Here is a 24169-nt window from a genome sequence, read left to right as displayed (position 1 = left end):
ATCATTACTGAGCGATAAGTTTCAACAATAGAACTCGTTTTAAGGGTTTGCTTTTAATCGCTGTTCAAAACGCCTATATCTTTTCAGAGTGACTCGATTTATAGCGTGTAAATAAATATAAAACACAGCAAAATCGAATAAAAAATAGAATACAGCAATCCCCGTTGGTGGGTTACCGCTACTAGGTAAGCTTGCAATACTTGATAGGTTATTAGGCCACCACCAAGTACCCGTATATGTACCGACTAACTCTATATACAGCACCACATAAAACATCAGTAAGAAAAACAGTTGTGATTTTTTAGCCACTATTAAAAAGGCTAAAAATACCAAAGTGCATATAAATCCAAATGCATCATTCTCAGCAAAAAACCAAAAAGTAGAGAATAGTATGATGCCAATTAACAAAATGATTTTTAGTTTTTTCGTATTTCTTAATATTAACGGTTTTCTAGAAGCGCGATACACAAGACCAAATATCATCCCATGACCAAATGCGACCCACAGTGGTATATTATCAAACCGATAGTGATACATATTTAAAACTAACGAAAATAAGCACTCCCCTAAAAACCCAACTAAAATTCCAATTAACATGGCAGTACGAGTTCGGCTATTACAATGCAAAACCCCCACCATAAAAATAGTGAATACGGCTATGTTTGCTGTTAATTGACCATTACCAAACGTTACATCGCCAGCAGGGCTATCCATCCAAAGAAATAACGGTATAGCCAGTAAAGCAGCAATTAATATTCTTAATTGTTGTAGTTGAACCATAATAATTGGCCGATTTAATAGATTACTTGGCATTAATAGAGCTTCTCATATGTTTTGCTTAGCGAATTAGAGGTGTCAGTGTTCGATAATTAAGAGTGCCTTAAGTTCTATTGTAAAGGCTGGGCTACTCTACCTGAGACTATGACTTTCTTATAGTGTTGCACTTAAAATAATCAGTATTACTCATATTTAACTGAAGTAATAACCGTTGATATTACTTATCGCTACAAACTGCTAAGCTCTAAAAAGGATTTAAAATCACCGTTAAGGGTACGTGAGTGAAACTCCCATTAAATTGCGATGCACATTACTATTCACAGTTTATGCCTCGTTCGCAAAGTCGTGCAATATTTGACTGGTTAAGCGTACGCTTTGATCTGAATGAGCCAGAATTCATTGAAATGCCAGATGGTAGCGAAGTAAATATTTTTCCTTGGCGAATGATTTTTTTAGAGCCAAAATTAGAAAAATCTGGGCTTTTTTCTTCACACCATGGGCGTCATGCTGCTTGGTTTCCCCTTCTAAGTCGATTGCAACAGCAAATTGCTGAGCTTACGGGTGTCGAGTTTAGTGTTGCTGTGTGCCTTTATTATCCTGATGGAAAAGAGAGTTTGAGCTTTCACAGTGATTTACCTGCTTTTGGCCCCACAGATATTATTGCTTCAATAAGTTTAGGAGCTGAGCGTGAATTTTTAATTCGAAGCCAAAATAATGACGAAGAGCAGCACTGTGTCACGCTCGAAGATGGCTCGCTATTAATAATGGGGGAAGATTTTCAAGATATGTATCAACACGCCTTGGCAAGCACGCCAAAAGCAATCGGTCCAAGGTTTAATATCTCATTTCGGCAATTTGCTTGGCCCAATGAAGTGAGCGTTTAATTTATACAAATTCTTATTAAAAACGTGATCGCTCTAGGGTATTAAACAATAGGGTTTAGGAAGACTGATGCAAGCTATCCTGATTTATATGTTTAGATGGCGCCAACTATACCCAAAACGCCAATAGGTAAAAGTAGTAACCACTGAGGTAATTTTATAAACGTATTAAGTTTGAAAAAGTACCAACCGACAGTAAAAAACACAAATGAAAAAATGATAAATGTTACAGATATTCCGATAACTACATTTTGAAATGAGTTCAAGTTAAACCAACCAACAAAAGTTAATACAAGCCCACAAATAACAAGAGTGGCAGATACCATATGCCAACAGGCCAGTAATGTTGCTTTAGGTATGTCGGGAAGATCTGATTTAAGAAAAGGTCTAATAGGATCCACTTGTCCAGCAAAAATATGCACGCAAGATGTAAATAAACCGATTATCCCTGCAATGAAAACCCAAGTATTCATACAAACTCCTTGTAATATAACAAAGTTAAAATAGCGCTAGCTTATGAGTGTGGCTCAAATAATGTACAGCCAAATAATAGACAATCAATTAAATGACAAACAATGATAAATCGCAAGGACAAAAATCAGGCAGAGCCTGATCTTTTTCCTAAAACCTTTTACATCAAGCACTGTGGTTAAGCAGTGCTTTTAACTTCCCTGGCTTGATTGGTTTAGATAAGTAATGGATGTTTGCAGCTTTAGTTGCTTGTTTTAGCTCGTCGTCGCGTACTGCGGTTATTAAAATTGCAGGTACGGGGCTTTGCCAAATCTCCCGTAAGGTTTTGATTAATGTAATGCCATCGCAGTCATGACCGAGTTGATAATCCATTAGAATGACATCGGGTGCACTATGCTGTTTGGCATACTCCAGCACGGTTTCTACTTGCTCAAATAACTGATAATTTGCCTGCCACTTTTGCAATAAACTGGCCATTGCAGTTAAGTTTTCAGGATCGTCATCAACGGCAATAATGTTCATTGCGGAGCGGTTTTCAAACAAGCTATTAGTGATGTTTTTTTGCTGTACAAATTGGCTATCACCATAGGGCACTTCAATGCTAAAGCGGCTGCCTTTATTTACGTTAGAATCCACTTCAAGGCGCAGGCTAAGTAAATCAACCATGCGTTTGACTACACCAAGCCCTAAACCAACGCCTTTGTTATCACCTGATTCAATACGGTAAAAGTCATTAAAAATCTTAGCTTGTTCTACTTTACTAATGCCGGGACCCGTGTCCCATACTTCGATGCGTAAATGGTGTTTTCGTTTACGGCACGCCACTAATACTTTACCTTTTTCGGTATATTTAACTGCGTTAGATACTAAATTTTGAATAATTCGGCGCAGATAGGTGATATCACTATGCACAATTAACTGGCCTGAACGTACATGGAGTTGTAGGCCTTTTTCACTTGCTAATATTGCGTATTCATTATGCAGCGGCGCTAAAATATCATCAATACTAAAATGACGTGGTGTGGGGGTCATGGCGCCTTGCTCTAGTTTAGCAATTTCAAGTAAAGCTGACATTAAATGCACAGTTGAATCTAAGCTAGCGCCAAGTTTTTCAAAGTTGTTGATATTGCTATCAGCAAGTGATTTTTCATCAATTGCGGCAAGGTAGAGTCGGGCGGCATTGAGTGGCTGTAAAATATCGTGACTTGCTAAGGCTAAAAAACGGGTTTTACTGTCATTAGCTTGCTCTGCTTCACGCTTTGCTAAAGTGAGTGCTTGCTCTGTTTGTACACGGCTTTCTATTTGTGCTTCTAGATCTTTGTTGATGGTGCGAATTTCTTGTGTGCGCGCTTCAATGCGGTTCTCTAAGTCCATATTGACTTCTTCGAGCGCATTTTGAGTGGCAATGTGGGTAGTGATATCTGAAAAGCTAGTAACAAAGCCGCCATCGGGCAGTGGGTTGCCAATCATCTCAAACACTTGGCCATTGCGACGGTGGCGAATAAAGTGATGTGAGCTGCCATTTTTTAAATGCTGCACGCGTTTATCAACTTGGCGGTCAATTTCGCCGGGACCACATTCACCGCGTTGCGCGTTATAGCGAATAATATCTTCAATTGGTTGGCCTACCTCTAAAAAACCATCGGGGTAGTCAAACATTTCTGCGTAGCGTTTGTTCCATGCCACTAAATTAAGTTCTTTATCAACAACTGAAATACCATGGCTAAGGTTTTCAAGCGAGGTAAACAGTAAGTTTTGATTAAATTGCAGTGCTTGTGTGGTTTCATCAAAAAAGTTAACGACTTCTTCAAACGCCATGCGTTTACCTGATGCAACAGTATGGATCAATGCTTGCGCAGAAGATGCACCTAATACACCCGTGAGGGCGCGTTCGCAGTAAGCTATAAACTCAGAGGTGGGGTGAGTATTATTTTCGCCAAGCTGGTGATTAAGTGAAAACTGAGCCAATACTTGTTGACTGCGTTGAATACCTAAAAATGTTTGTAGCAGTATTTTAAAATCGTATACGGTGGCTTTTACGTTTTTGTTTAAGCGCCTTGCAAGCACCGCTTGCTCTTTGGGGTTAACAAAAGCAGCCGCTTGAATTTTGTCAATTAAGCGCTCATCAGCACCTAATGAAAAGCTAATATAGCAACCTATGTTGGCAAATAAAGCGATTAGAGTGCCACGGGTGATCAGGGTTTGCTGTAGTTCAGAATCCAAGGTATTACCAGCGTCTAATATCGGTAACATTAAAAAAAGTATCCAGCAAATAAAGCCTGCAAGCAATCCTGCATATACGCCATAAGCATGGCCTTTGCGCCAATATAAACCGCCAACAATAGCGGGCAGTAATTGGGTTACTAATGAAAAGGCGACTAACCCCATGCTGGCAAGTGCTTTGCCGTGGCCAAACCATTGCTGATAAAAGTACGATAAGATCAAAATACCGGCAATAGTAAAGCGCCGTACGAGCAGTATTTGTGGCTTATAGCTGCTGGTAATTAGGTTGCGTTTAAATTTACGACGTAGCATTAGCGGCAATACGACGTCATTAGAGATCATGGTGCTTAGCGTTAATGTGGCAACCACTATCATGGCTGTCGCGGCGGAGATCCCTCCAATAAATACAAACGTTGTGAGCAGTACATTGTTGTGCATCAATGGCAGGGCTAGTACAAAGCTATCGGGTGAAAAGCCATTACCAATACCAGGGTGAATTGCAGCGGTGGCAATAGGTAAAATCATTGCTGCGGTGAGCAATAAATACAGTGGAAATGCCCAGCGGGCGGTAAATAAATGGCGTTTGTCTTGGTTATCAACCACGGTAACGTGAAATTGTCGTGGCAGGCATATAATTGCAGCAGCTGCCATGAGCGATTGGCCAATAAAGTTAAAACTAAAAAAGTTAAAGTTGTTCCAGTGCTGCCAAATCGATTCTTGCAGTTGCGCTTGTCTGCCTGTGGGCAAATTATACAAGGTGTAAAGTGCTAAACCTGCCACAGCTACTAATGCGAGTAGTTTTATCAATGATTCAAAGGCTACAGCTAACATTAACCCTGAGCGATATTCGGTTACATCAACTTTACGAGTGCCAAAAAAGATCGCGAACATGGCCATGATCAAAGTGGCCGACAGTGCCACCATCGAACCTGATATTTTATTGTCGCTTTGCAGTAGTAAAAAGCTGTTACTTAGGGCTTTAAGCTGCAAAGCGATATATGGAATAGTGGCCAATAAGGCAATTACAGTGACCATAATAGCCGTGGTTTGGCGTTTACCGTAACGGGCTGAGATAAAATCAGCGATGGTGGTAATATTTTGCTTTTTACTCACCAGTACCAATTTACGTAAAAACCCTTGCCCAAAAAAGAACAGCAACGCGGGGCCAAGTAAAATAGGTAAGTAACTCCAACTGCTTGTTGCAGCAGTGCCCACTGAGCCGTAATACGTCCACGAGGTACAATAAATACCCAATGAAAACGAGTAAACAAAGGGATGGTGGCTAATACGTTTTGCAAGCGGCGTGGTTTTATCACCCCAGTTAGCCAGCCAAAACAACACGCCAATGTATGCCAAAGCAACAAAAATAAGTGCAGCAGTCATGTTTTTATTCAATTTTTATTATGTTACTGCACACCATACCAGAAGTTTTTGAAGTTTTGAGCTGTCAATTCCACGCTTTAAAAAGTGATTTATTTAAGGTGTTGATATTTATAGTTAATTTCAATACTTGTAATTACATTAGACTAATGTCGCAGATCTGCCATATAGCGCTTGTGAATAATTAAAATCATTCCATAAAATAGTTAATGCTTTGATAAAAAAGCGCTTTTACTTATTTTTAACAATTGGGTATTTACAGTTTACGTAAACGTTAACTTATTGTTACGACTATGGTCTCAATTCAATGTTAAGGCTGCGTTGCTAAATTGGTTAGCGAAGAAAACAAAATACACACATCACTTTTTACAGATGTTAAAGAGGAAATAAAAATGGCTTTTAAAGATGAAGAACAAGCAAAAGCTTACTGGGCGGAAAACATTTCACTGCTGTTTAAATTATTAGCGGTTTGGTTTGTCGTGTCATTCGGGTTTGGCATATTACTGGTTGATGTACTTAATGAAGTACGCTTTTTTGGGTTTAAATTAGGCTTCTGGTTCTCCCAGCAAGGCGCGATTTACACCTTTGTGGCTTTGATTTTTGTGTACGTTTTCAAAATGAATACGTTAGATAAAAAATATGGCGTAGACGAATAGGAGCTAAGTAATGGATGTTCAAACACTCACGTTTATAATTGTCGGTTTAAGCTTCGCGCTTTATATCGGCATTGCAATTTGGGCCCGCGCAGGGTCAACAAAAGAATTTTATGTAGCAGGCGGCGGCGTACCACCACTTGCTAATGGTATGGCAACAGCGGCGGATTGGATGAGTGCTGCGTCATTTATCTCAATGGCCGGTATTATTTCTTTCGCCGGTTACGATGGCGGCGTTTACTTAATGGGTTGGACGGGTGGTTATGTACTACTTGCCATGTGTTTAGCACCTTATTTACGTAAATTCGGCAAATTTACTGTGCCAGACTTTATCGGTGACCGTTACTACTCACGCACAGCGCGCTTAGTGGCTATTTTGTGTGCCATCTTTATTTGTTTTACCTATATAGCAGGCCAAATGCGCGGTGTAGGCGTGGTGTTCTCTCGCTTCTTAGAAGTTGAAATTGAAACGGGCGTATACATTGGTATGGTTATCGTATTCTTCTATGCTGTACTTGGCGGCATGAAAGGCATTACGTATACGCAAGTAGCACAGTATTGTGTATTGGTATTTGCTTACTTAGTACCAGCCATCTTTATCTCTATGATGATGACAGGTCACTTCTTCCCACAAACAGGGTTTGGTGCAACGCTAATTGGTAGTGATGGTGTTTACGTACTTGATAAACTTGACGGCTTAAGTGCTGAGTTAGGTTTTGCACAGTATACTGAAGGCTCTAAGAGCATGATTGATGTATTTGCTATCACAGGTGCCTTAATGGTGGGTACTGCGGGTCTTCCACATGTCATTGTACGTTTTTTCACTGTGCCTCGTGTTAAAGATACGCGTATCTCTGCAGCATGGACTTTAGTATTCATTGCAATTGTTTATACAACAGCGCCAGCGGTTGCAGCATTTGCCCGCGTTAATATGGTTGATACGATTAACGGTAAAGACGGTGGCGGTACTGAATACGCAGAAGCACCGGCGTGGATCAAAAACTGGGAAAGAACAGGCCTAATTACCTTTAACGATAAAAATGGTGATGGCAAAATGTTCTACACAGCTGGTAAAATTGATGATCCAAACAGCGCTAACGAAGTTAATGTTGACCGCGACATCATGGTACTTGCTAACCCTGAAATTGCTAATTTACCAGCATGGGTTGTTGCGTTAGTGGCTGCCGGTGGTATTGCTGCTGCATTATCGACAACAGCAGGCTTACTATTGGTTATTTCGACCTCCGTATCGCATGATTTGCTCAAGCGAACTTTAAAACCAGACATCAGCGATAAACAAGAGTTACTCGCAGCGAGGTTGGCGGCTATGATCGCGATTGTAATATCCGCTTACTTTGGTATTAATCCGCCTGGATTTGTGGCGTCGGTGGTCGCATTTGCATTCGGCTTAGCTGCAGCAAGTTTCTTCCCGGCAATCATCATGGGTATTTTCTCTAAGAAGATGAATAAAGAAGGCGCTGTATTAGGCATGATCACAGGTATTACCTTTACCGCTGCTTATATAATCTTCTTTAAGTTCATCAGCCCAGAGCTTAATAGCCCAGAGCATTGGTTCTTAGGTATTTCACCGGAAGGTATTGGTTTAGTCGGTATGATCATTAACTTCGCAGTTGCTGCAATCGTTCTTAAATTTACAGCACAGACGCCGCTTGAAATTCAAGAAATGGTTGAAAGTATTCGTAACCCGAAAGGCTCTAGTGAAGCACACGATCACTAATAATTTACTTTATTAATGAGTATATTGATATACCCAAAAGCCCGACTTAAATCGGGCTTTTTATATTAAAGGGAATGCATGTGTTTACAATATACGTGTACCTGTTAATATCATATTTACATTTCACTGTTGGTACTGTTACCGGGACGTAAAGTCAGATAAATATTAAATTTATTATTTTCAGTACCGCATTCGTTAATTAATACTCAGGATATTGGGTAAAAAACGATATACAGCGTCAATTTTATTAATCAAATATAAAGGAATACAGCATGTCTAGCTCAACAACTGGGGTAGTAAAGTGGTTTAATGAAGAGAAAGGTTTTGGTTTTATTACTCAGGATAATGGCGGCGCTGATGTGTTTGTTCATTTTCGTGCTATTGCATCTGAAGGTTTCAAAACCTTAGCTGAAGGCCAAAAAGTGTCTTACGAAGTTGAGCAAGGTCAAAAAGGCCCGCAGGCATCTAACGTTTGTGCAATATAATCTTAATGCCTTTATTTGTTAGATGAAAAAGCCCGACTTAAGTCGGGCTTTTTATTTACTTCTGATAGCAGTACAGTAGTTATACGATTGTTTTTTGCGAGTACGGCTATGAATCATGAGCAACAGGAAGTCGCCCAATTTGTAATGGCGCAAACACCCTTTAATCATCTAGATGCATCGGTAACAGAATATTTTGTAAAGCACCTTGATGTGATTTACCTGACCCGTGAAAACCAATCGCAATGGTTACAGTCAGCGTCCCCTAAGTTATTTTTAATTCGTTCGGGCTTATATGATTTAGTTGATGCTAAAGGAGATGTGATCACTCGCTTAGCACAAGGCGATTATTTTGGTTTTCCTTCACTATTAACAGGGGAGGAGATTAAAAATCGCTTGGCAGTGCAAAAAGAGGGCATTGTTTATATGCTCAACCAAGACGCCTTTGATTACCTACGCCGCGAATATAAACCCTTTGAGCAGTATTTTGTGCGCGCACATGCGAACCGTTTGTTGTCATCGCATTATAAAAGTCAAAATGAGAGTTGGTCTGAGCGTAAAATTTCTGAACTAATGTCGCGCAAGGCGGTTACTTTAGCGCCTGATGCGAGCATTCGCCAAACAGCTAAAAAAATGAAAAAACATGGTGTGTCATCAATCATGATCACTGAGTTTGAACGCTTAGTTGGCGTGGTAACGGATCGTGATTTGCGTAATCGTGTGCTAGCTGATGAGGTTGATCCAAAAGATGCCGTTAGCTCAATTATGAGCGCCAAACCGAAGTTTATTTTTGAGAATAATCGGGTGTTTTCGGCACTGCATTTAATGCTTAAACATAATATTCACCATTTACCAGTACTTGATGAACATCATAAAGCATTGGGGATGATCACCAGCACCGATTTATTACGTCAGCAAAAAAGTGATCCAGTACAACTGATTGGCCGCATTTATAAAGCGCACAGTGTGGCAGATCTAAAGCGCTACGCCGCTGAAGTACCAGAGTTGCTGCGTGGATTTTCTAATAACATTGACGACATCTCATTGATTGGCAAATTACTAAGTGGTTTAACTGACGCACTCACTTCTCGTTTAATTCACTTATTTCAAGAAGACAATGGTGCAGCACCAACCAGTTTTAGTTTTATTTGTTTTGGCTCCCAAGCACGCGAAGAGCAAACGTTGCATTCAGATCAAGACAACGGCTTATTATTACCCAATGATTTAAGTGCCCAGCATCAAGATTACTTTCGCCGTATGGGGGAGTTTGTGTGCGAGCAATTAGTGGAGTGCGGTATTAAACGTTGCCCAGGAAATATTATGGCTAGCAATGAATTATGCCGTATGAGTATTTCTAATTGGTGTGAGCGTTTTTTCAAGTGGATTAAAACCCCAACACCTGAGGCGATGCTTAACTGTAAAATATTTTTTGATTTACGCTTTATTGAAGGCTCAACGGCGCTTTATGCCTCGTTTTGCGAGCAGCTTACGCGCATATCACGCAATGAATTGTTTTATGCCGCGATGGCGACGGATATCAAATCTAATTCAGTACCAATCGGTTTGTTTAATCAATTTAAACTCGAAAAAGACGCTAAACAACATAAGTACATTGATTTGAAAAAACGCGGCGTGGTGATTATTAATGACATAGTGCGTTTATATTCATTAAAAGCGGGTATTCGCCGTGCAAATACCCAAGAGCGTCTAGATGCGTTACTTAAACATACATTATTGAGTAATCACGATGTGTATAACCTTAAAGATTGCTGGCGATTTTTAACGCAACTTCGCTTACGCACACAAATTAATGAAGAGGGTTTGCCGAGTAATTGTATTAACCCAGATAAGCTAAATTCGTTGGAGCGTCACCAACTCAAAGAGGCGTTTTACTTGGTGAAGCAGGCGCAGCAAGCGGCGGCATTTAAATTTGCGCGAGGAAGTTTATAAATGCAATTTATAATAAGTAGGATCAAAAGCTAAGTGGTTAAACGTTGGTTAAATCGCTATTTGAAACGTAAACAGTTGCTTGCACAGGCTGCACTTGAGCAACGTTTTATTGTAATTGATTTAGAGTTAACGGGGCTTGATCCTAAACAACATGAAATCGTCTCGGTTGCGTGGGTAATGCTCGAGCAGCAATGTATTAAGCTAAGTCAAGCAGAGCATCATATTAATAAAGGTGTAAAGCAATTAGATCAAAGTCCTGTTTATCACGGTATTGCACAGCAAGATATCGCTAAAGGACTGAGCTTAAAAATGATTTTGACTCAGTTAAGTGCACATTTTGAAGATGCTATTTTAGTGTTTCATAATTCCACGCTCGATTGGGGGTTTTTAAAGCTCGCATATGCTGAGTTGGGTATAACGGTGCAGCCAAAGTTAATTTTAGACACTTTTCAGATCGAAAAAAAACGCTTACATCAACAAGGTCACGATATTGCTTTGGATGAATTAACCTTAAGTGCCTGTAGGGAGCGTTATGAGTTACCCCATTACACCTGTCATCATGCATTGACTGACGCTATGGCAACCGCCGAATTATTGTTAGCGCAGTGTCATCAGATTAGTCGTGGGCAGGTATTAAAATTAAGAGAATTGTTATAAATTAATCCCTTAGTCAGCAAGCATACAGTTTACTGGATTAGGTATGTTTACATTAGATGAATAGCTGGTAAATATGTGTTCAAACAAGGCTTTAAGTACTAATTTAAAAGTGTAAAAATCAGGCTTTGTTAGTGCGGTTATTCGGTTTTAAGTTTGCTATTGTAGCGCGCTGTAATTCAATCTGTTGTTAGGTTTATCCTATGAAAAATAATTTAGTGCCCTCTTTAGTTGGTGTGTTAGTCAGTTTATTTGCCGTTTGGTGGTTACACGGTTTTTTGTTGGTGGATCGTTGTTTAGACAGCGGTGGCGCGATTGATCATAAAACCAACTTATGTATGGGTGAAAATGAGCAAGTAATAGAGTTGGCAACGTCATCAGGTATGTTAGTGATTTATTGTATTGTGATTATGTTTGTTTCTTTATTAACAGGTAGTTTGGTACGCAAGCTATTTAAGCGTTAAATAATTTAGCTTTCCTAGAAAATCGGGCTAGCCATAGCAGGTTAATTTTAAATTTCTGCTGTTAGCCTCTTATATTCAAAGTCTAGGTCGATTACAATACCGCCATCAAAAAGGCAGGTTGCCTTTATCTGCACGCAACTAGAGTGGATTTTCTATCTAATGGCAATCAAACTTGCAATAAATGGTTTTGGTCGGATTGGACGAAATATTGTCCGTGCCCTTTATGAATTAGGGCTTAGCGATGAGATCAAAATTGTTGCAATCAATGAGCTCGCAGATCCCCACGGGATTGCTCATCTTCTTAAATATGATACATCGCACGGGCGTTTTACGTTTCCTGTTATTTTAGGGGAAGATTCGCTGACGGTTGCTGGCGATACCATATCGTTATTTGCTGAGCAAAACCCAAGTGAATTACCTTGGCAATTACTTGATGTTGACGTTGTACTTGAATGTACTGGGGTTTATCACTCTCGAGAGCATGCGCAATTGCACTTAAATGCAGGTGCAAAAAAAGTATTATTTTCACAGCCTGCAGACGCAGACGTTGATGCAACTATTGTTTATGGCATTAATGATGATGAACTTAAAGCTGAGCATACAATTGTCTCAAATGGTTCATGTACCACAAATTGTATTGTACCCGTTATTAAGGTACTTGATGATGCGTTTGGTATAGAGTCAGGCGCTATCACGACTATTCATGCATCGATGAACGACCAACAAGTGATTGATGCGTACCATCACGATTTACGCCGTACTCGCGCTGCGAGCCAGTCAATTATTCCAGTTGATACTAAACTTGCCCGTGGTATTGAACGCATATTACCTAAATTTCATGGCCGCTTTGAAGCCATTGCAGTGCGCGTTCCTACAATTAATGTAACGGCGATGGATTTAAGTGTAACGGTCAACGCAGATGTCGACTTACAAGCTGTAAATAAAGCATTAAAAGCAGCGGCAAAGGATCGACTCGAGGGGATTTTAAGTTATACCGAAGAGCCATTGGTATCGGTGGATTTTAATCATGATCCGCATTCTTGTATTATAGATGGCACACAGACACGCGTTAGTCATAAACGCCTGATAAAATTATTAGTCTGGTGTGACAATGAGTGGGGGTTTGCCAATCGTATGCTCGACACTGCGCGTACAATGATGGCAATAAGTAACTAATTTATAATTATAAATCGTATTTTTTCAGCCAGTATCGTTAACTAAGGAGAAGTCCATGTCGGTCATAAATATGGCGGATTTAGATTTACACGGCAAACGTGTGTTAATTCGTGAAGATTTAAATGTACCAGTAAAAGCAGGTAAAGTGACCTCAGATGCGCGTATTCGTGCAGCACTACCGAGCATTAAATTAGCCCTTGAAAAAGGCGCTAAAGTGATGGTTATGTCACACCTAGGCCGCCCTACGGAAGGGGAACATGATGAAGCGTTTTCATTAGCACCAGTTGTTGATTATCTTAATGAAGCACTAGAGCAAAACGTGCGTCTTGAAAAAGATTATTTAAACGGTGTTGAAATTGCTGATAACGAAGTCATCGTTTTTGAAAATGTACGCTTTAATAAAGGCGAAGGCAAAAACGACGAAGTACTTTCTAAAAAGTTAGCGGCGTTATGTGATGTATATGTTATGGATGCATTTGGTACGGCTCACCGTGCTCAAGCGTCTACCCATGGCGTTGGTTTATTCGCAGATGTGGCCTGTGCAGGTCCATTATTAGCGGCTGAATTAGATGCATTAGGCAAAGCGCTTGATAATCCAGCTCGTCCACTTGTAGCAATTGTTGGTGGATCTAAAGTATCAACTAAATTAACGGTACTTGATTCACTGTCCACCATTGTTGACCAATTGGTTACTGGTGGTGGTATTGCTAATACTTTTATTGCAGCAGCAGGTTATCCAGTTGGTAAATCATTATATGAAGCTGACTTAATTGACGAAGCGAATAAATTAAGTGCAGCAGCAAAAAGTAATAATGGTGAAATACCGGTACCTACTGATGTCGTTGTTGGTAATGAATTTTCAGAGTCTGCGGTTGCAACATTAAAAGATGTTAGCGAAGTAACTGACACCGATATGATTTTTGATATTGGCCCTGATACGGCTAATAAACTTGCAAAAATTATTGCTAATGCAGGTACCGTGGTGTGGAATGGCCCAGTTGGTGTATTTGAATTTGATCAATTTGGTAACGGTACACGTGCAATTGCTCAAGCGATTGCTAACTCAAATGCATTTTCTATTGCTGGTGGCGGTGATACGTTAGCGGCGATTGATAAATATGGTATTGGCGATAAGATTTCGTATATTTCAACCGGTGGCGGTGCTTTCCTTGAGTTTTTAGAAGGGAAAAAATTACCAGCAGTTGCTATGCTAGAAGAGCGTGCTAAGTAAAATTAGTCACGGGCCAGTGTATTAACTTAGGTTTGTACGCTGGCGATGATCAGATATTAAATACCTCTCACCCTAATTTAATAGCTGATTTGTATAACGGTAATTTTGGCTAAGCCTTGCTTATCGTGATGTATTGATTGCATCAAATTAAACTATCCCGTTCGAACTAGGTAGTAGTGTATGCACTGCTATCGACAATTTGGAGAATACCCAATGGCTTTAATCAGTATGCGACAACTTCTTGACCATGCAGCTGAACACGGTTACGGCGTGCCTGCTTTTAACGTTAATAACCAAGAGCAAATCCGCGCAATTATGATGGCGGCTGATAAAACAAACAGCCCTGTAATTGTTCAAGGTTCAGCAGGCGCACGTGCCTATGCTGGGGCACCTTTTATTCGTCATATGATTTTAGCTGCCATTGAAGAGTGGCCACATATCCCAGTCGTCATGCACCAAGATCACGGTACTTCACCAGGCGTTTGCCAACGTTCAATTCAATTAGGTTTTTCATCAGTAATGATGGATGGCTCATTAATGAGTGATGGCAAAACACCATCATCATATGAGTACAATGTTGATGTAACACGTAAAACAGTTGAACTAGCGCATTCATGTGGTGTGTCAGTTGAAGGCGAGCTAGGTGTATTAGGTTCACTTGAAACAGGTGAAGCGGGCGAAGAAGACGGTGTTGGCGCTGAAGGTAAACTGACCACAGAGCAAATGCTAACAGATCCTGAAGAAGCTGCTGATTTTGTAAGTAAAACGCACGTCGATGCACTTGCAATTGCTTGCGGTACATCGCATGGTGCATACAAATTCACTCGCCCACCAACGGATGATATTTTAGCGATTGATCGTATTAAAGCGATCCACGCACGTATCCCTAATACTCACTTGGTTATGCATGGTTCGTCGTCTGTTCCACAAGAATGGCTTGAGATCATCAACCAGTACGGTGGCGAAATCCCTGAAACATATGGTGTGCCAGTTGAGCAAATCATTGAAGGTATTAAGTTTGGTGTTCGTAAAGTGAATATTGATACCGATTTACGTTTAGCATCAACAGGTGCGATTCGTCGCCACCTTGCACTTAATCCAGCCAATTTTGATCCTCGCAAATATTTAGCTGAAGCGACCAAAGCAATGACAGATATTTGTATTGCACGTTATGAGTCGTTTGGCACTGCAGGGCAAGCTGATAAGATCAAACCAATTTCACTTGATGAAATGCACCTTAAGTATTTAGCGGGTGAGTTAGATCCACAAATAAAGTAATGTAATTATTAAGTTAAAATTACATTAGCCAGTGAGGGAAGCCTCACTGGCTTTTTTGTGGCTGATCATTGGGAATCGATTTTTTACTAACTAATAAAGTAGGGATCATTCATTTACTAACTTTAGTTGTTTGGGATCAGATCTTTACTAAGGAGTTAAAGAATAATGGGCGTTTTCGCTTATAAAACAATCTAATTGAAGATGTGTAGTACTAATTATCAACAACTTATGAAATGTCATTGGTAAAAATACGATCTCAGATCGTAATGTGTAGGTAAAATAATGATCCCAACCTATTTATTACAGATCTAGTTGGGTGTAAATGATCCATTCATTTGACCAATAAGCATTTATAGACGACTTTTACATAAGTGAATTTAAAGGGATCCAATTATGGCTCTGTGCTTTTTACGACTTTTTTGTATTATTACGGTGATATTTTCATCATGCATATTGGCAGAGCCAATTAAAATCTATGGTCGAGCTCATTTAGGTTTATTAAATAGCGATATAGGGCAAGGTAATGAAACCTCTATAGAAAATTATTCATCCCGACTTGGTGTAAAAGGCTATACACAAATAGGCAAAAGTTTAGAGGCCGTTTATAAATTTGAGTTTGCTGTAAATATTGATAATAACGCGGATACCCTAACGTCTCGAAATCAATATGTGGGGCTTAAAGGTAACTTTGGACAAGTTGTAATAGGTCGTCATGATACTGCACTAAAAGTATCACAGGGTAAATTAGATGTAATGAATGATTTTAGCGGTGATCTAAAGTCATTCTTTAATGGCGATAACCGCCTAGGTGATGTGATGCATTATAGTTCACCGAAGTTAGGTGAATTGCAGTTGATTGTTACCTATGTTGCAGATAAAAACGAAAAGCAAAATGATGAGACTGGGATATCAATGGCTGCTGTTTATGGCGACAGTAAGCTCAAGAAAACAACATATTATGTAAGTGTCGCGCATGACAGTAAAGTCGCAGGGTATGACATTAGCAGAGCAACAGTGCAGGGAAAAGTAGGCCCATTAGTGCTTGGTGCTATGTATCAAGAGGCTAAAAATATTGATACAGATATTAGTGCAGAAGGTTACCTAGTCAGTGCCTCTTATAAAATAGATAAATATAAATTATTAGCTCAGTATCAAGATAATGACGGTATATTTGGAAAATTAAAAGATTCGGGTACTGGTGCTTCCGTTGGGATCGAACGTAGTGTGTCTAAGAAAATACGTATGTATATGTGGTATACGCAGTTTTCGTTAGATGGCAAAAATAACCAAGATCACTTAGCGCTAACATTAAGGTATGATTTTTAAATTTATAGTTTTGCTGTGATTTAACAATAAAATTAGACCAATTATGGCCGACTAAAAAGCGATTTTACAGTAGTCGGTCCATATAATAAAAATAAGAATATAGTTACGGGCTTTATAATTTTTTAGGAAATATAAGAATATCCAATTAATTTGGACCTAATATAGGGTAAATAGTATTTTTTTTGCCCCCATTTCGATTTACACGTTACACTTTCATAAAAATGTCATACTTAGTCATAATAATGAAAACTAGTTCGATAACGAAAGAGATAAATTGGAATGTCACGTAAAGTACTTGTCGTCGATGACGAAGCACCCATCAGAGAGATGTTGGTTTTTGTATTAGAACAAAATGGTTTTCAAGCAATTGAAGCAGAAGATTATGATTCGGCTATTGCAGCTATGGTTGAACCTTATCCAGATATGGTATTACTGGATTGGATGTTACCAGGCGGAAGTGGAATTCAAATTGCTAAAAAATTCAAACAAAGCGAATATACCCGCCAAATCCCGATCATTATGCTCACAGCGCGCGGTGAAGAAGAAGACAAAGTACGCGGTCTTGAAGTGGGGGCAGATGATTATGTTACCAAACCATTTTCGCCAAAAGAGTTAATGGCACGTATTAAAGCGGTTATTCGTCGTGTATCGCCTACCTCATTAGAAGAGGCCATAGAAGTGCATGGTTTACGTCTAGACCCTATCTCGCATCGTGTAACCTCAGAAGGTAGTGAACTTGACATGGGACCAACCGAGTTCCGTTTACTACATTTTTTTATGACTCATCCAGAGCGTGTCTATAGCCGAGAGCAATTATTAGATAATGTATGGGGGACTAATGTCTATGTTGAAGATAGAACGGTAGACGTGCATATTCGTCGCCTGCGCAAAGCTATCGCACCGCTTGGACATGATCGTTTAGTACAAACTGTACGTGGTGCAGGTTATCGTTTTTCTAGTAAATTGTAAGTGTCACACAGATGACCTAGCGAATGTTAACATTGGCTTAAATTTACTTACTCTAAGGTAAAGTGAGTGTATGTATCGAGTTGTCAATAAACAGGCGTTAGCTAAACGTCTGTTTATCTATTTTCTACCTTTATTATTAATTGGCGTGCTTATTGGTGCGCCATTTTTGCTTTTATTTTTAGGCTCTTTTTCATTACTGATTTGGCATTATCATCAATTATATCGACTGAGTGATTGGCTATTGAATCAACGAAGTTTTAATCCGCCAGAGGGGGAAGGTGCATGGGAGCAAGTATTTGAAGGGATTTACCATCTTCAACATCGTAATCGTAAAAAACGAAATGAGTTGGCTGATTTAATTCGTCGTTTTCGTGATGGTGCAGAAGCAGTCCCCGATGCTGTAATCGTATTACAACGTGACCTAAGCATTGTGTGGTGTAATCAATTAGCACTTAAAGTACTTGGTTTACAGTGGCCGACAGATCATGGTCAGCGATTAGATAACCTTGTTCGCGATCCTAAGTTTGTAAAATATATGCATGCTGAGTCGTTTGATGAAGCGTTGGAATTAGAAAGTGGTCACAGTGTTGAGCAAGTCTTAGAATTTAGGGTGATGCCTTACGCCAGCTCGCAGTTAATGGTTGTTGTGCGTGACGTTACTCGCTTGAAGCAACTTGAGCAAATGCGCAAAGATTTTGTCGCGAATGTATCCCACGAACTGAGAACGCCTTTAACCGTTGTATCTGGTTATTTAGAAATGTTTGATGGCGATATGATGCCGCCGCCGGCAATGTGGTGTAAAGCACAAAATACCATGCTTGAACAATGTAAGCGCATGGATAGTTTAGTCAATCAGCTATTGTCTTTATCACGAATTGAAGGCGCCAGACGCCAAGATAACGATAAGCCAATTAATGTGCCACAGTTACTCACTTATATCCAAACAGAGGCACAGTCACTTAATCAAGATAAAGGGCATGAATTAATTTTTGATATAGACACTAACCTTGATATTAAAGGTTCAGAAGAAGAGCTTCGCAGCGCGTTCTCAAATTTGGTATTTAATGCTATTCATTACACTAAAGCTGGCGGGAAAGTTACAGTTAGTTGGCAGTACACAGAAAACCAAGCCCATTTTTCTGTAATTGATAACGGTGATGGTATTGCCCCAGAGCATATTAACCGTTTAACCGAGCGTTTTTACCGGGTTGATAAAGCACGTAGCCGCACTACCGGAGGATCTGGTTTAGGTTTAGCGATCACTAAACATGTATTAACACGTCATGATAGCCAATTGAAAATTAAGAGTAAATTAGGCGAGGGCTCGTGCTTTTCATTTTCCTTTAATAAGGATAAAACGGTTTTATTAGCCAATTTAGATGAGTCATAAAATTGTCATTTTAGAGTAATCTAACTGTCATGTGATGTCTTTACAGTAGAGCACAGTTAGAAAATGGGACGAACAAATCGGAGTAACCCCTATGAAATTTAAAAATTTAGTTGCCGCAATGGGTGTGGCTGTAACAACTTTTGTATCTGCACAAGCTATGGCTGTAGATTCAAGTATTCCTGAGTATCAAAAAACCAGTGGTATTTCAGGTAACTTTTCATCTGTGGGCTCTGATACACTTGCCAACATGATGACTTTTTGGGCAGAAGAATACAAACGTATCTACCCAAATGTAAACATTCAGATTCAAGCTGCGGGTTCTTCAACTGCGCCACCAGCCTTGACTGAAGGGACTGCAAACTTTGGCCCAATGAGCCGAAAAATGAAGTCAAAAGAAATCGAAGCGTTTGAAAAACGCTACGGTTATAAACCAACAGAAGTACGCGTTGCTATCGACGCATTGGCAGTCTTTGTTCATAAAGATAATCCAATTGAAGGTTTACGTATTGATCAAGTAGATGCAATCTTCTCTTCAACACGTAAATGTGGCGCAAGTTCACAAGTAAATCGTTGGAGTGACGTGGGTCTTGTTGGTGATTGGGCTGCTAAAGATATCCAACTTTACGGACGTAATTCAGTATCGGGTACTTACGGTTACTTTAAAAAGAAAGCATTGTGTAAAGGCGATTTCCGCAACAATGTAAATGAGCAACCAGGTTCTGCATCTGTTGTACAGTCAATTTCGTCATCAGTAAATGCAATTGGTTACTCAGGTATCGGTTATAAAACATCTGGTGTACGTACTGTACCACTGGCGAAGAAAGGCGATAACTTTGTTGATGCAACACTTGAGAATGTAGCAACAGGTAAGTATCCGCTGTCTCGTTTCTTATATGTTTATGTGAACAAGCATCCGAATAAGCCACTTGCTCCTATTGAAGCTGAGTTCTTAAAAATGGTGTTATCACAAGATGGTCAAAAAATTGTAGAGAAAGATGGTTATGTGCCACTTTCTGGAAAAATGGCGATGAGCGAGCTTAAAAAGCTAGGTCTTCTTTAAGCCCTAAAACATAAAAGTTAATAAAAAACCGCGTAATGTACATTGCGCGGTTTTTTATATTGAAAAATAGATAATACCAATCGTGTTAAGTTACAGACTACTTATAGCGACAGGTAAATACAGTGATAACAAGTCAGAAATTTTGACATGTAGTTGTTACTACTTGAAAAATTACTAACGCTGTTAGCGCTTTATTTAGCCCGCTAGAATGGTTAAATATTTAAGTCGATTGGTATAATTGGTTATCTAACATTTCCTAACGCTTCTGCGTTTGTCTTGCATTGGTTATACGCTTCAATGCATTTTGTGCTGCAGACTTTATGAACTAAGCCTTCGCCTGTACTTTGTTGCTCACAATTGACTTCGCATTGATAGTTTTGCTGGGCACATTGTTGCATTTCGGGATTCTCAATTTGGTTTTGGCAACCAGAAAAAAGAGTAACGAACACAGCAACGCTTGATAACTTTATTAATGAATTCATTCTTATCCCTAATTATTGTTATGTAATATCAACTTGCAGGTTATCGATTAACCTAACGCTACCTAAATAAGCCGCAGTTAAAATCACTAGATTATTATCGTTAAGTGTAGCTTTTATTAAGGTGTCTCGCTGTGCTATTTCAAAGTAATCTGGTTTTAGTCCGCCATCTTGCAATTGTTGCTTTGCTTGCTCACAAACGCTAATAAAATCACGTTCACCATTGGTAAGCTGTTCTGCACACCAGTTAAGTGTTTTAAATAATATGGTCGCAGTTTCTTTTTGTTCAGCAGACAAATAACCGTTACGCGAGCTCATGGCAAGCCCTGATACTTCACGACTTGTTGCGACACCAATTACTTCAACAGGAATTGATAAATCACGAGTCATGGTCTTAATAACTTGCAATTGTTGGAAGTCTTTTTCACCAAAACAGGCAAAGTCAGGCTGCACTAAGTTAAATAGCTTAGTGACAACCGTTGCCACACCGCGAAAGTGACCCGGGCGAGAACCCCCGCAATAACCCATAGATATGTCAGGTACATCAACAAAGCTTTGTGCGCCTAAGCCGTTTGGATAAATTGCCTCAACACTCGGTGTAAATACGATGTCGGTTCCAAGCTCTGCAAGTCCCTGTTTATCTGCTGTAAGTGTGCGAGGGTAATTATCTAAATCTTCATTTACACCAAACTGCATAGGATTAACAAAAATGCTCACGACCACTTTATCGGCCATATTTTTGGCTTTTTCAACGAGTGAAAAATGACCTTGGTGCAAATTGCCCATCGTTGGCACTAATGCAACGCTTAACCCGGCCTGTCGCCATGCTTTAATTTGACTACGTAGTGATTTTATTTCAGTGATTGCCTGCATTATTTAAACTCGTGTTCTGTACTTGGAAATGCACCGTTTTTAACATCGGCACAATACTTTTTAACGGCATCTGGCATATTGCCAGTTTCGAGTAAAAAGTTTTTAGAAAATTTTGGAATGTAACCCGCTGATATGCCTACTAAGTCATGCATAACTAAAATTTGACCGTCAGTTAATTTACCTGCACCAATACCAATCGTCGGGATAGATAGTGCGTCAGTAATCAATTTTGCAAGTTCAGAAGGGATGCACTCAAGTACAACCATTTGCGCACCAGCTGCTTCAAGCGCTTTAGCATCATGAATCATTTTTTGTGCTTGTTCATCGCTACGGCCTTGAATTTTAAAGCCACCAAAAACATGGACTGATTGTGGTGTTAAACCTAAATGCCCACACACAGGAATACCTTGTTGAGTAAGAGCAACAATTGAGTCGTATAACCACTCACCGCCTTCTAGCTTTACCATATTTGCACCAGCACGCATTAACTCAGCTGCATTTTTACAGCTCTGTTCAGGGTTTGAGTAGGTCATAAATGGCATATCAGCAATAACAAATAAATCTCGGCTACCAGCGCGTACACTGCGAGTATGATAAGCAATATCCTGGTTAGTAACACCTAGCGTATCGTCACCGCCTTGCAAAACCATCCCTAATGAATCACCTACTAGAATAACGTCAACGCCGTTATCGTGAAATAACTTAGCAAAGCTGGCGTCATAGGCTGTTAATGCGGTGATTTTTTGTTGCTCTGCTTTCATTTTATTGAGAGTAGAAACGGTTATTTTAGACATAGTATCCTCGTTGGCGACGGCCTGTAATTAATTACAGAGGTAATTGTTGTAATTCGTTTAATGCCAAAGTAGCAGTAATACTTTTTAGTTTAGTACCATCTGGCAAAATAAGATCAGGGGCAACTTCTAATAGTGGGTAAACCACAAACTCGCGCTCGGTTAAACCATAATGAGGTATGGTTAAACGTTCAGAGTTTATGTGTTGATCACCAAATAATAAAATATCAATATCTAAGGTGCGAGCGCCCCAACGCTGTGCTTTACGTACACGCCCGTGCTCAAGCTCTATTTGTTGGGTTAAATCAAGTAACTGCTTTGGCATCAGCGACGTTTTAATTGTCGCAACAGCATTAACATAGTCAGGTTGATCTTGTGGGCCCATAGGTTTACTGGCGTAATAATGCGACACGTTGATAAAGTTACTCTGTGGCAACACTTTAAGTGCTGCTACTGCGTTATCAAGCTGGCTGCGAGGGGCATTTAAATTAGCCCCTAAACCGAGATAAACAATTTCCATTTAGTTACTCAGCAGGTTTTGGGCTACGACGGCGAGTACGACGACGGCCTTTAGGCGCGCCTTGGCTACCAAGTGCTTTGACTAGTTCTTTTTGGCCGTTAATATCTTTAGCTAAATACTCCGTCCACCATTGCACAAGCTCAGTATGTTCTTGCTCACCGGCTTCAACACGTAATAATAAAAAGTCGTACGCAGCTTTAAAGCGAGGCTGTTGAGTTAGACGATATGCTCGTTGGCCAGCGCGTTTGTCCAAACGATGCTGAATATGCCAAATATCTCTGGCGCCTAAAGTAAAGCGTTTAGGTACGGCAACATGTTGTGCGCTTTCGCTTAAGACTTTATTCATGCCTTGTTGAAAAGCATCGTACTCTGATAATTGTTCTTGCTGCTGTAATTGTTTGGTAATTTTTAAAAGTGGGAACCACAGCAAAGCAGCAAATACAAAAGCAGGTGTCACTTTTTTCTCTGCGTTGATACGTTCATCAGTATTACGGAACATTTGCTTAATAAATGCATGTTCAAAGCCATCTGGATTTTGTTCTAAAATACCATCTAAGGCAGGGAATAATGCATTGAATAACCCATATTTACGTAGCATTAAAAAGTTTGCTTCGGCTTTGCCGTTCAAAAATAGCTTTAATGTTTCTTCGTATAAACGCGCAGATGGGATGTTATCCAGTAAGCTGGCTAATTCGGTTAATGGTTTTTCGGTGTCTGGTGCAATACTCATATCAAGTTTTGTGGCAAAACGTACTGCACGTAACATACGCACAGGATCTTCTCGATAACGAGTTTGCGGATCACCAATAAGCTCTATTTGTTTTGCTTTAATAGCCGCAAGGCCATTGGCATAGTCGTGAATTGAAAAATCATTAATAGAGTAATATAAAGCGTTGATTGAAAAATCGCGACGCTCAGCATCTTCTTCAATGTTTCCAAAAACGTTATCACGTAGTAACTGACCTTCGCCACTGGATTGACTGGTTTGATTTTTATCAACAGGCGCTTCGTGGTGACCACGCATAGTGGCGACTTCAATAATTTCACGGCCAAAAACAATGTGTGCTAAACGAAAGCGACGACCAATTAAGCGGCAGTTGCGAAATAGCTTTTTCACTTGTTCTGGGGTCGCGTTAGTGACTACGTCGAAGTCTTTAGGTTGTTGCCCTAACAAAATATCACGAATACAACCACCAACGAGGTAAGCGTCAAAGCCACCGTCTTTTAAACGATATAATACCTTGATTGCATTTGGGCTAAATTGTTTGCGGGAAATGCCATGCTCATTGCGTCCAATAATTAAAGGCTGCGCAGAGACTTGGGGCTGTTCGGTGTTTACTGTGGCTGATGGGCCCATAATTTGCCGACAAAATTGAAAAAGCTTGGAAATAATAGTCTGTCTC

The 24169-nt window shown here is 39.8% G+C and carries 22 protein-coding genes; 14 read left to right on the top strand and 8 right to left on the bottom strand.

Features of this window, described 5'->3' with window-relative positions; all coding sequences use genetic code 11:
- Positions 1 to 39 precede the first annotated feature (39 nt).
- The gene (locus HJP15_RS03710; protein WP_170173092.1) at positions 40 to 813 is read right to left on the bottom strand and encodes a hypothetical protein; all 774 of its coding nucleotides are present in this window, start codon (positions 811 to 813) and stop codon (positions 40 to 42) included.
- Positions 814 to 1058: 245 nt separating this feature from the next.
- On the opposite strand from HJP15_RS03710, the gene HJP15_RS03705 reads away from it, so the two are divergent.
- A complete protein-coding gene (locus HJP15_RS03705) occupies positions 1059 to 1661 on the top strand; it encodes an alpha-ketoglutarate-dependent dioxygenase AlkB (protein ID WP_054454910.1) in 603 nt (200 codons plus the stop codon).
- A gap of 92 nt (positions 1662 to 1753) precedes the next feature.
- Here HJP15_RS03705 and HJP15_RS03700 read toward each other — a convergent pair whose 3' ends face one another.
- Positions 1754 to 2131: a hypothetical protein gene (locus HJP15_RS03700; RefSeq protein ID WP_054204265.1), complete on the bottom strand. Its 378-nt coding sequence runs from the start codon at positions 2129 to 2131 to the stop codon at positions 1754 to 1756.
- A 163-nt stretch (positions 2132 to 2294) separates the two neighbouring features.
- Positions 2295 to 5735: a PAS domain-containing hybrid sensor histidine kinase/response regulator gene (locus tag HJP15_RS03695; RefSeq protein WP_170173091.1), complete on the bottom strand. Its 3441-nt coding sequence runs from the start codon at positions 5733 to 5735 to the stop codon at positions 2295 to 2297.
- Positions 5736 to 6124: 389 nt separating this feature from the next.
- On the opposite strand from HJP15_RS03695, the gene HJP15_RS03690 reads away from it, so the two are divergent.
- The 13 genes from HJP15_RS03690 to HJP15_RS03630 all read left to right on the top strand — a co-directional run bounded on the left by HJP15_RS03690 (position 6125) and on the right by HJP15_RS03630 (position 20103).
- Positions 6125 to 6388 (top strand): DUF4212 domain-containing protein, encoded by a 264-nt coding sequence (locus tag HJP15_RS03690; RefSeq protein ID WP_004586074.1) that lies wholly within the window; start codon positions 6125 to 6127, stop codon positions 6386 to 6388.
- Between the two features lie 10 nt (positions 6389 to 6398).
- Entirely contained in the window at positions 6399 to 8123 is a 1725-nt protein-coding gene (locus HJP15_RS03685; RefSeq protein ID WP_054204263.1) for a sodium:solute symporter family protein, read from the top strand.
- A gap of 272 nt (positions 8124 to 8395) precedes the next feature.
- On the top strand, positions 8396 to 8608 hold the full coding sequence (gene cspE / locus HJP15_RS03680) for a transcription antiterminator/RNA stability regulator CspE (protein ID WP_054204262.1): 213 nt from the start codon (positions 8396 to 8398) through the stop codon (positions 8606 to 8608).
- 108 nt (positions 8609 to 8716) lie between these two features.
- A complete protein-coding gene (locus HJP15_RS03675) occupies positions 8717 to 10555 on the top strand; it encodes a DUF294 nucleotidyltransferase-like domain-containing protein (protein WP_054204377.1) in 1839 nt (612 codons plus the stop codon).
- 33 nt (positions 10556 to 10588) lie between these two features.
- Positions 10589 to 11212 carry a 3'-5' exonuclease gene (locus tag HJP15_RS03670; RefSeq protein WP_054204261.1) on the top strand — a complete coding sequence of 208 codons (624 nt, stop codon included), beginning with the start codon at positions 10589 to 10591 and terminating at the stop codon, positions 11210 to 11212.
- 200 nt (positions 11213 to 11412) lie between these two features.
- Complete coding sequence (locus HJP15_RS03665) at positions 11413 to 11673, top strand: hypothetical protein (protein WP_054204260.1); 261 nt, start codon at positions 11413 to 11415, stop codon at positions 11671 to 11673.
- Positions 11674 to 11832: 159 nt separating this feature from the next.
- A complete protein-coding gene (gene epd, locus HJP15_RS03660) occupies positions 11833 to 12849 on the top strand; it encodes an erythrose-4-phosphate dehydrogenase (protein ID WP_054204259.1) in 1017 nt (338 codons plus the stop codon).
- 55 nt (positions 12850 to 12904) lie between these two features.
- Positions 12905 to 14080, top strand: coding sequence for a phosphoglycerate kinase (locus tag HJP15_RS03655; protein WP_054204258.1), 1176 nt, complete (start codon positions 12905 to 12907; stop codon positions 14078 to 14080).
- 213 nt (positions 14081 to 14293) lie between these two features.
- The gene (fba, locus tag HJP15_RS03650) at positions 14294 to 15358 is read left to right on the top strand and encodes a class II fructose-bisphosphate aldolase (protein WP_170173090.1); all 1065 of its coding nucleotides are present in this window, start codon (positions 14294 to 14296) and stop codon (positions 15356 to 15358) included.
- A 393-nt stretch (positions 15359 to 15751) separates the two neighbouring features.
- Positions 15752 to 16684, top strand: coding sequence for a porin (locus HJP15_RS03645; protein ID WP_170173089.1), 933 nt, complete (start codon positions 15752 to 15754; stop codon positions 16682 to 16684).
- Positions 16685 to 16963: 279 nt separating this feature from the next.
- Complete coding sequence (gene phoB, locus HJP15_RS03640) at positions 16964 to 17653, top strand: phosphate regulon transcriptional regulator PhoB (protein ID WP_054204255.1); 690 nt, start codon at positions 16964 to 16966, stop codon at positions 17651 to 17653.
- 70 nt (positions 17654 to 17723) lie between these two features.
- Positions 17724 to 19043 (top strand): phosphate regulon sensor histidine kinase PhoR, encoded by a 1320-nt coding sequence (gene phoR, locus HJP15_RS03635; RefSeq protein ID WP_170173088.1) that lies wholly within the window; start codon positions 17724 to 17726, stop codon positions 19041 to 19043.
- A 91-nt stretch (positions 19044 to 19134) separates the two neighbouring features.
- Positions 19135 to 20103 carry a PstS family phosphate ABC transporter substrate-binding protein gene (locus HJP15_RS03630; RefSeq protein ID WP_054204253.1) on the top strand — a complete coding sequence of 323 codons (969 nt, stop codon included), beginning with the start codon at positions 19135 to 19137 and terminating at the stop codon, positions 20101 to 20103.
- A gap of 242 nt (positions 20104 to 20345) precedes the next feature.
- Here HJP15_RS03630 and HJP15_RS03625 read toward each other — a convergent pair whose 3' ends face one another.
- The 5 genes from HJP15_RS03625 to pcnB are packed head-to-tail and all read right to left on the bottom strand — an operon-like array spanning position 20346 to position 24123.
- Entirely contained in the window at positions 20346 to 20585 is a 240-nt protein-coding gene (locus HJP15_RS03625; protein WP_054204252.1) for a hypothetical protein, read from the bottom strand.
- Between the two features lie 18 nt (positions 20586 to 20603).
- Positions 20604 to 21455: a pantoate--beta-alanine ligase gene (panC, locus tag HJP15_RS03620; protein ID WP_054454896.1), complete on the bottom strand. Its 852-nt coding sequence runs from the start codon at positions 21453 to 21455 to the stop codon at positions 20604 to 20606.
- Complete coding sequence (gene panB, locus HJP15_RS03615) at positions 21455 to 22249, bottom strand: 3-methyl-2-oxobutanoate hydroxymethyltransferase (protein ID WP_054204250.1); 795 nt, start codon at positions 22247 to 22249, stop codon at positions 21455 to 21457. Before panB ends, panC begins: the two co-directional genes overlap by 1 nt.
- Before the next feature lie 31 nt (positions 22250 to 22280).
- The gene (folK, locus tag HJP15_RS03610) at positions 22281 to 22766 is read right to left on the bottom strand and encodes a 2-amino-4-hydroxy-6-hydroxymethyldihydropteridine diphosphokinase (RefSeq protein ID WP_169326506.1); all 486 of its coding nucleotides are present in this window, start codon (positions 22764 to 22766) and stop codon (positions 22281 to 22283) included.
- A gap of 4 nt (positions 22767 to 22770) precedes the next feature.
- Positions 22771 to 24123 carry a polynucleotide adenylyltransferase PcnB gene (gene pcnB, locus HJP15_RS03605; protein ID WP_054204248.1) on the bottom strand — a complete coding sequence of 451 codons (1353 nt, stop codon included), beginning with the start codon at positions 24121 to 24123 and terminating at the stop codon, positions 22771 to 22773.
- Between the last annotated feature and the right edge of the window lie 46 nt (positions 24124 to 24169).

The organism is Pseudoalteromonas sp. NEC-BIFX-2020_002, from assembly GCF_013002825.1.
GTDB lineage: Bacteria > Pseudomonadota > Gammaproteobacteria > Enterobacterales > Alteromonadaceae > Pseudoalteromonas > Pseudoalteromonas neustonica.
This window is presented reverse-complemented; position numbering and strand designations above follow the sequence as displayed.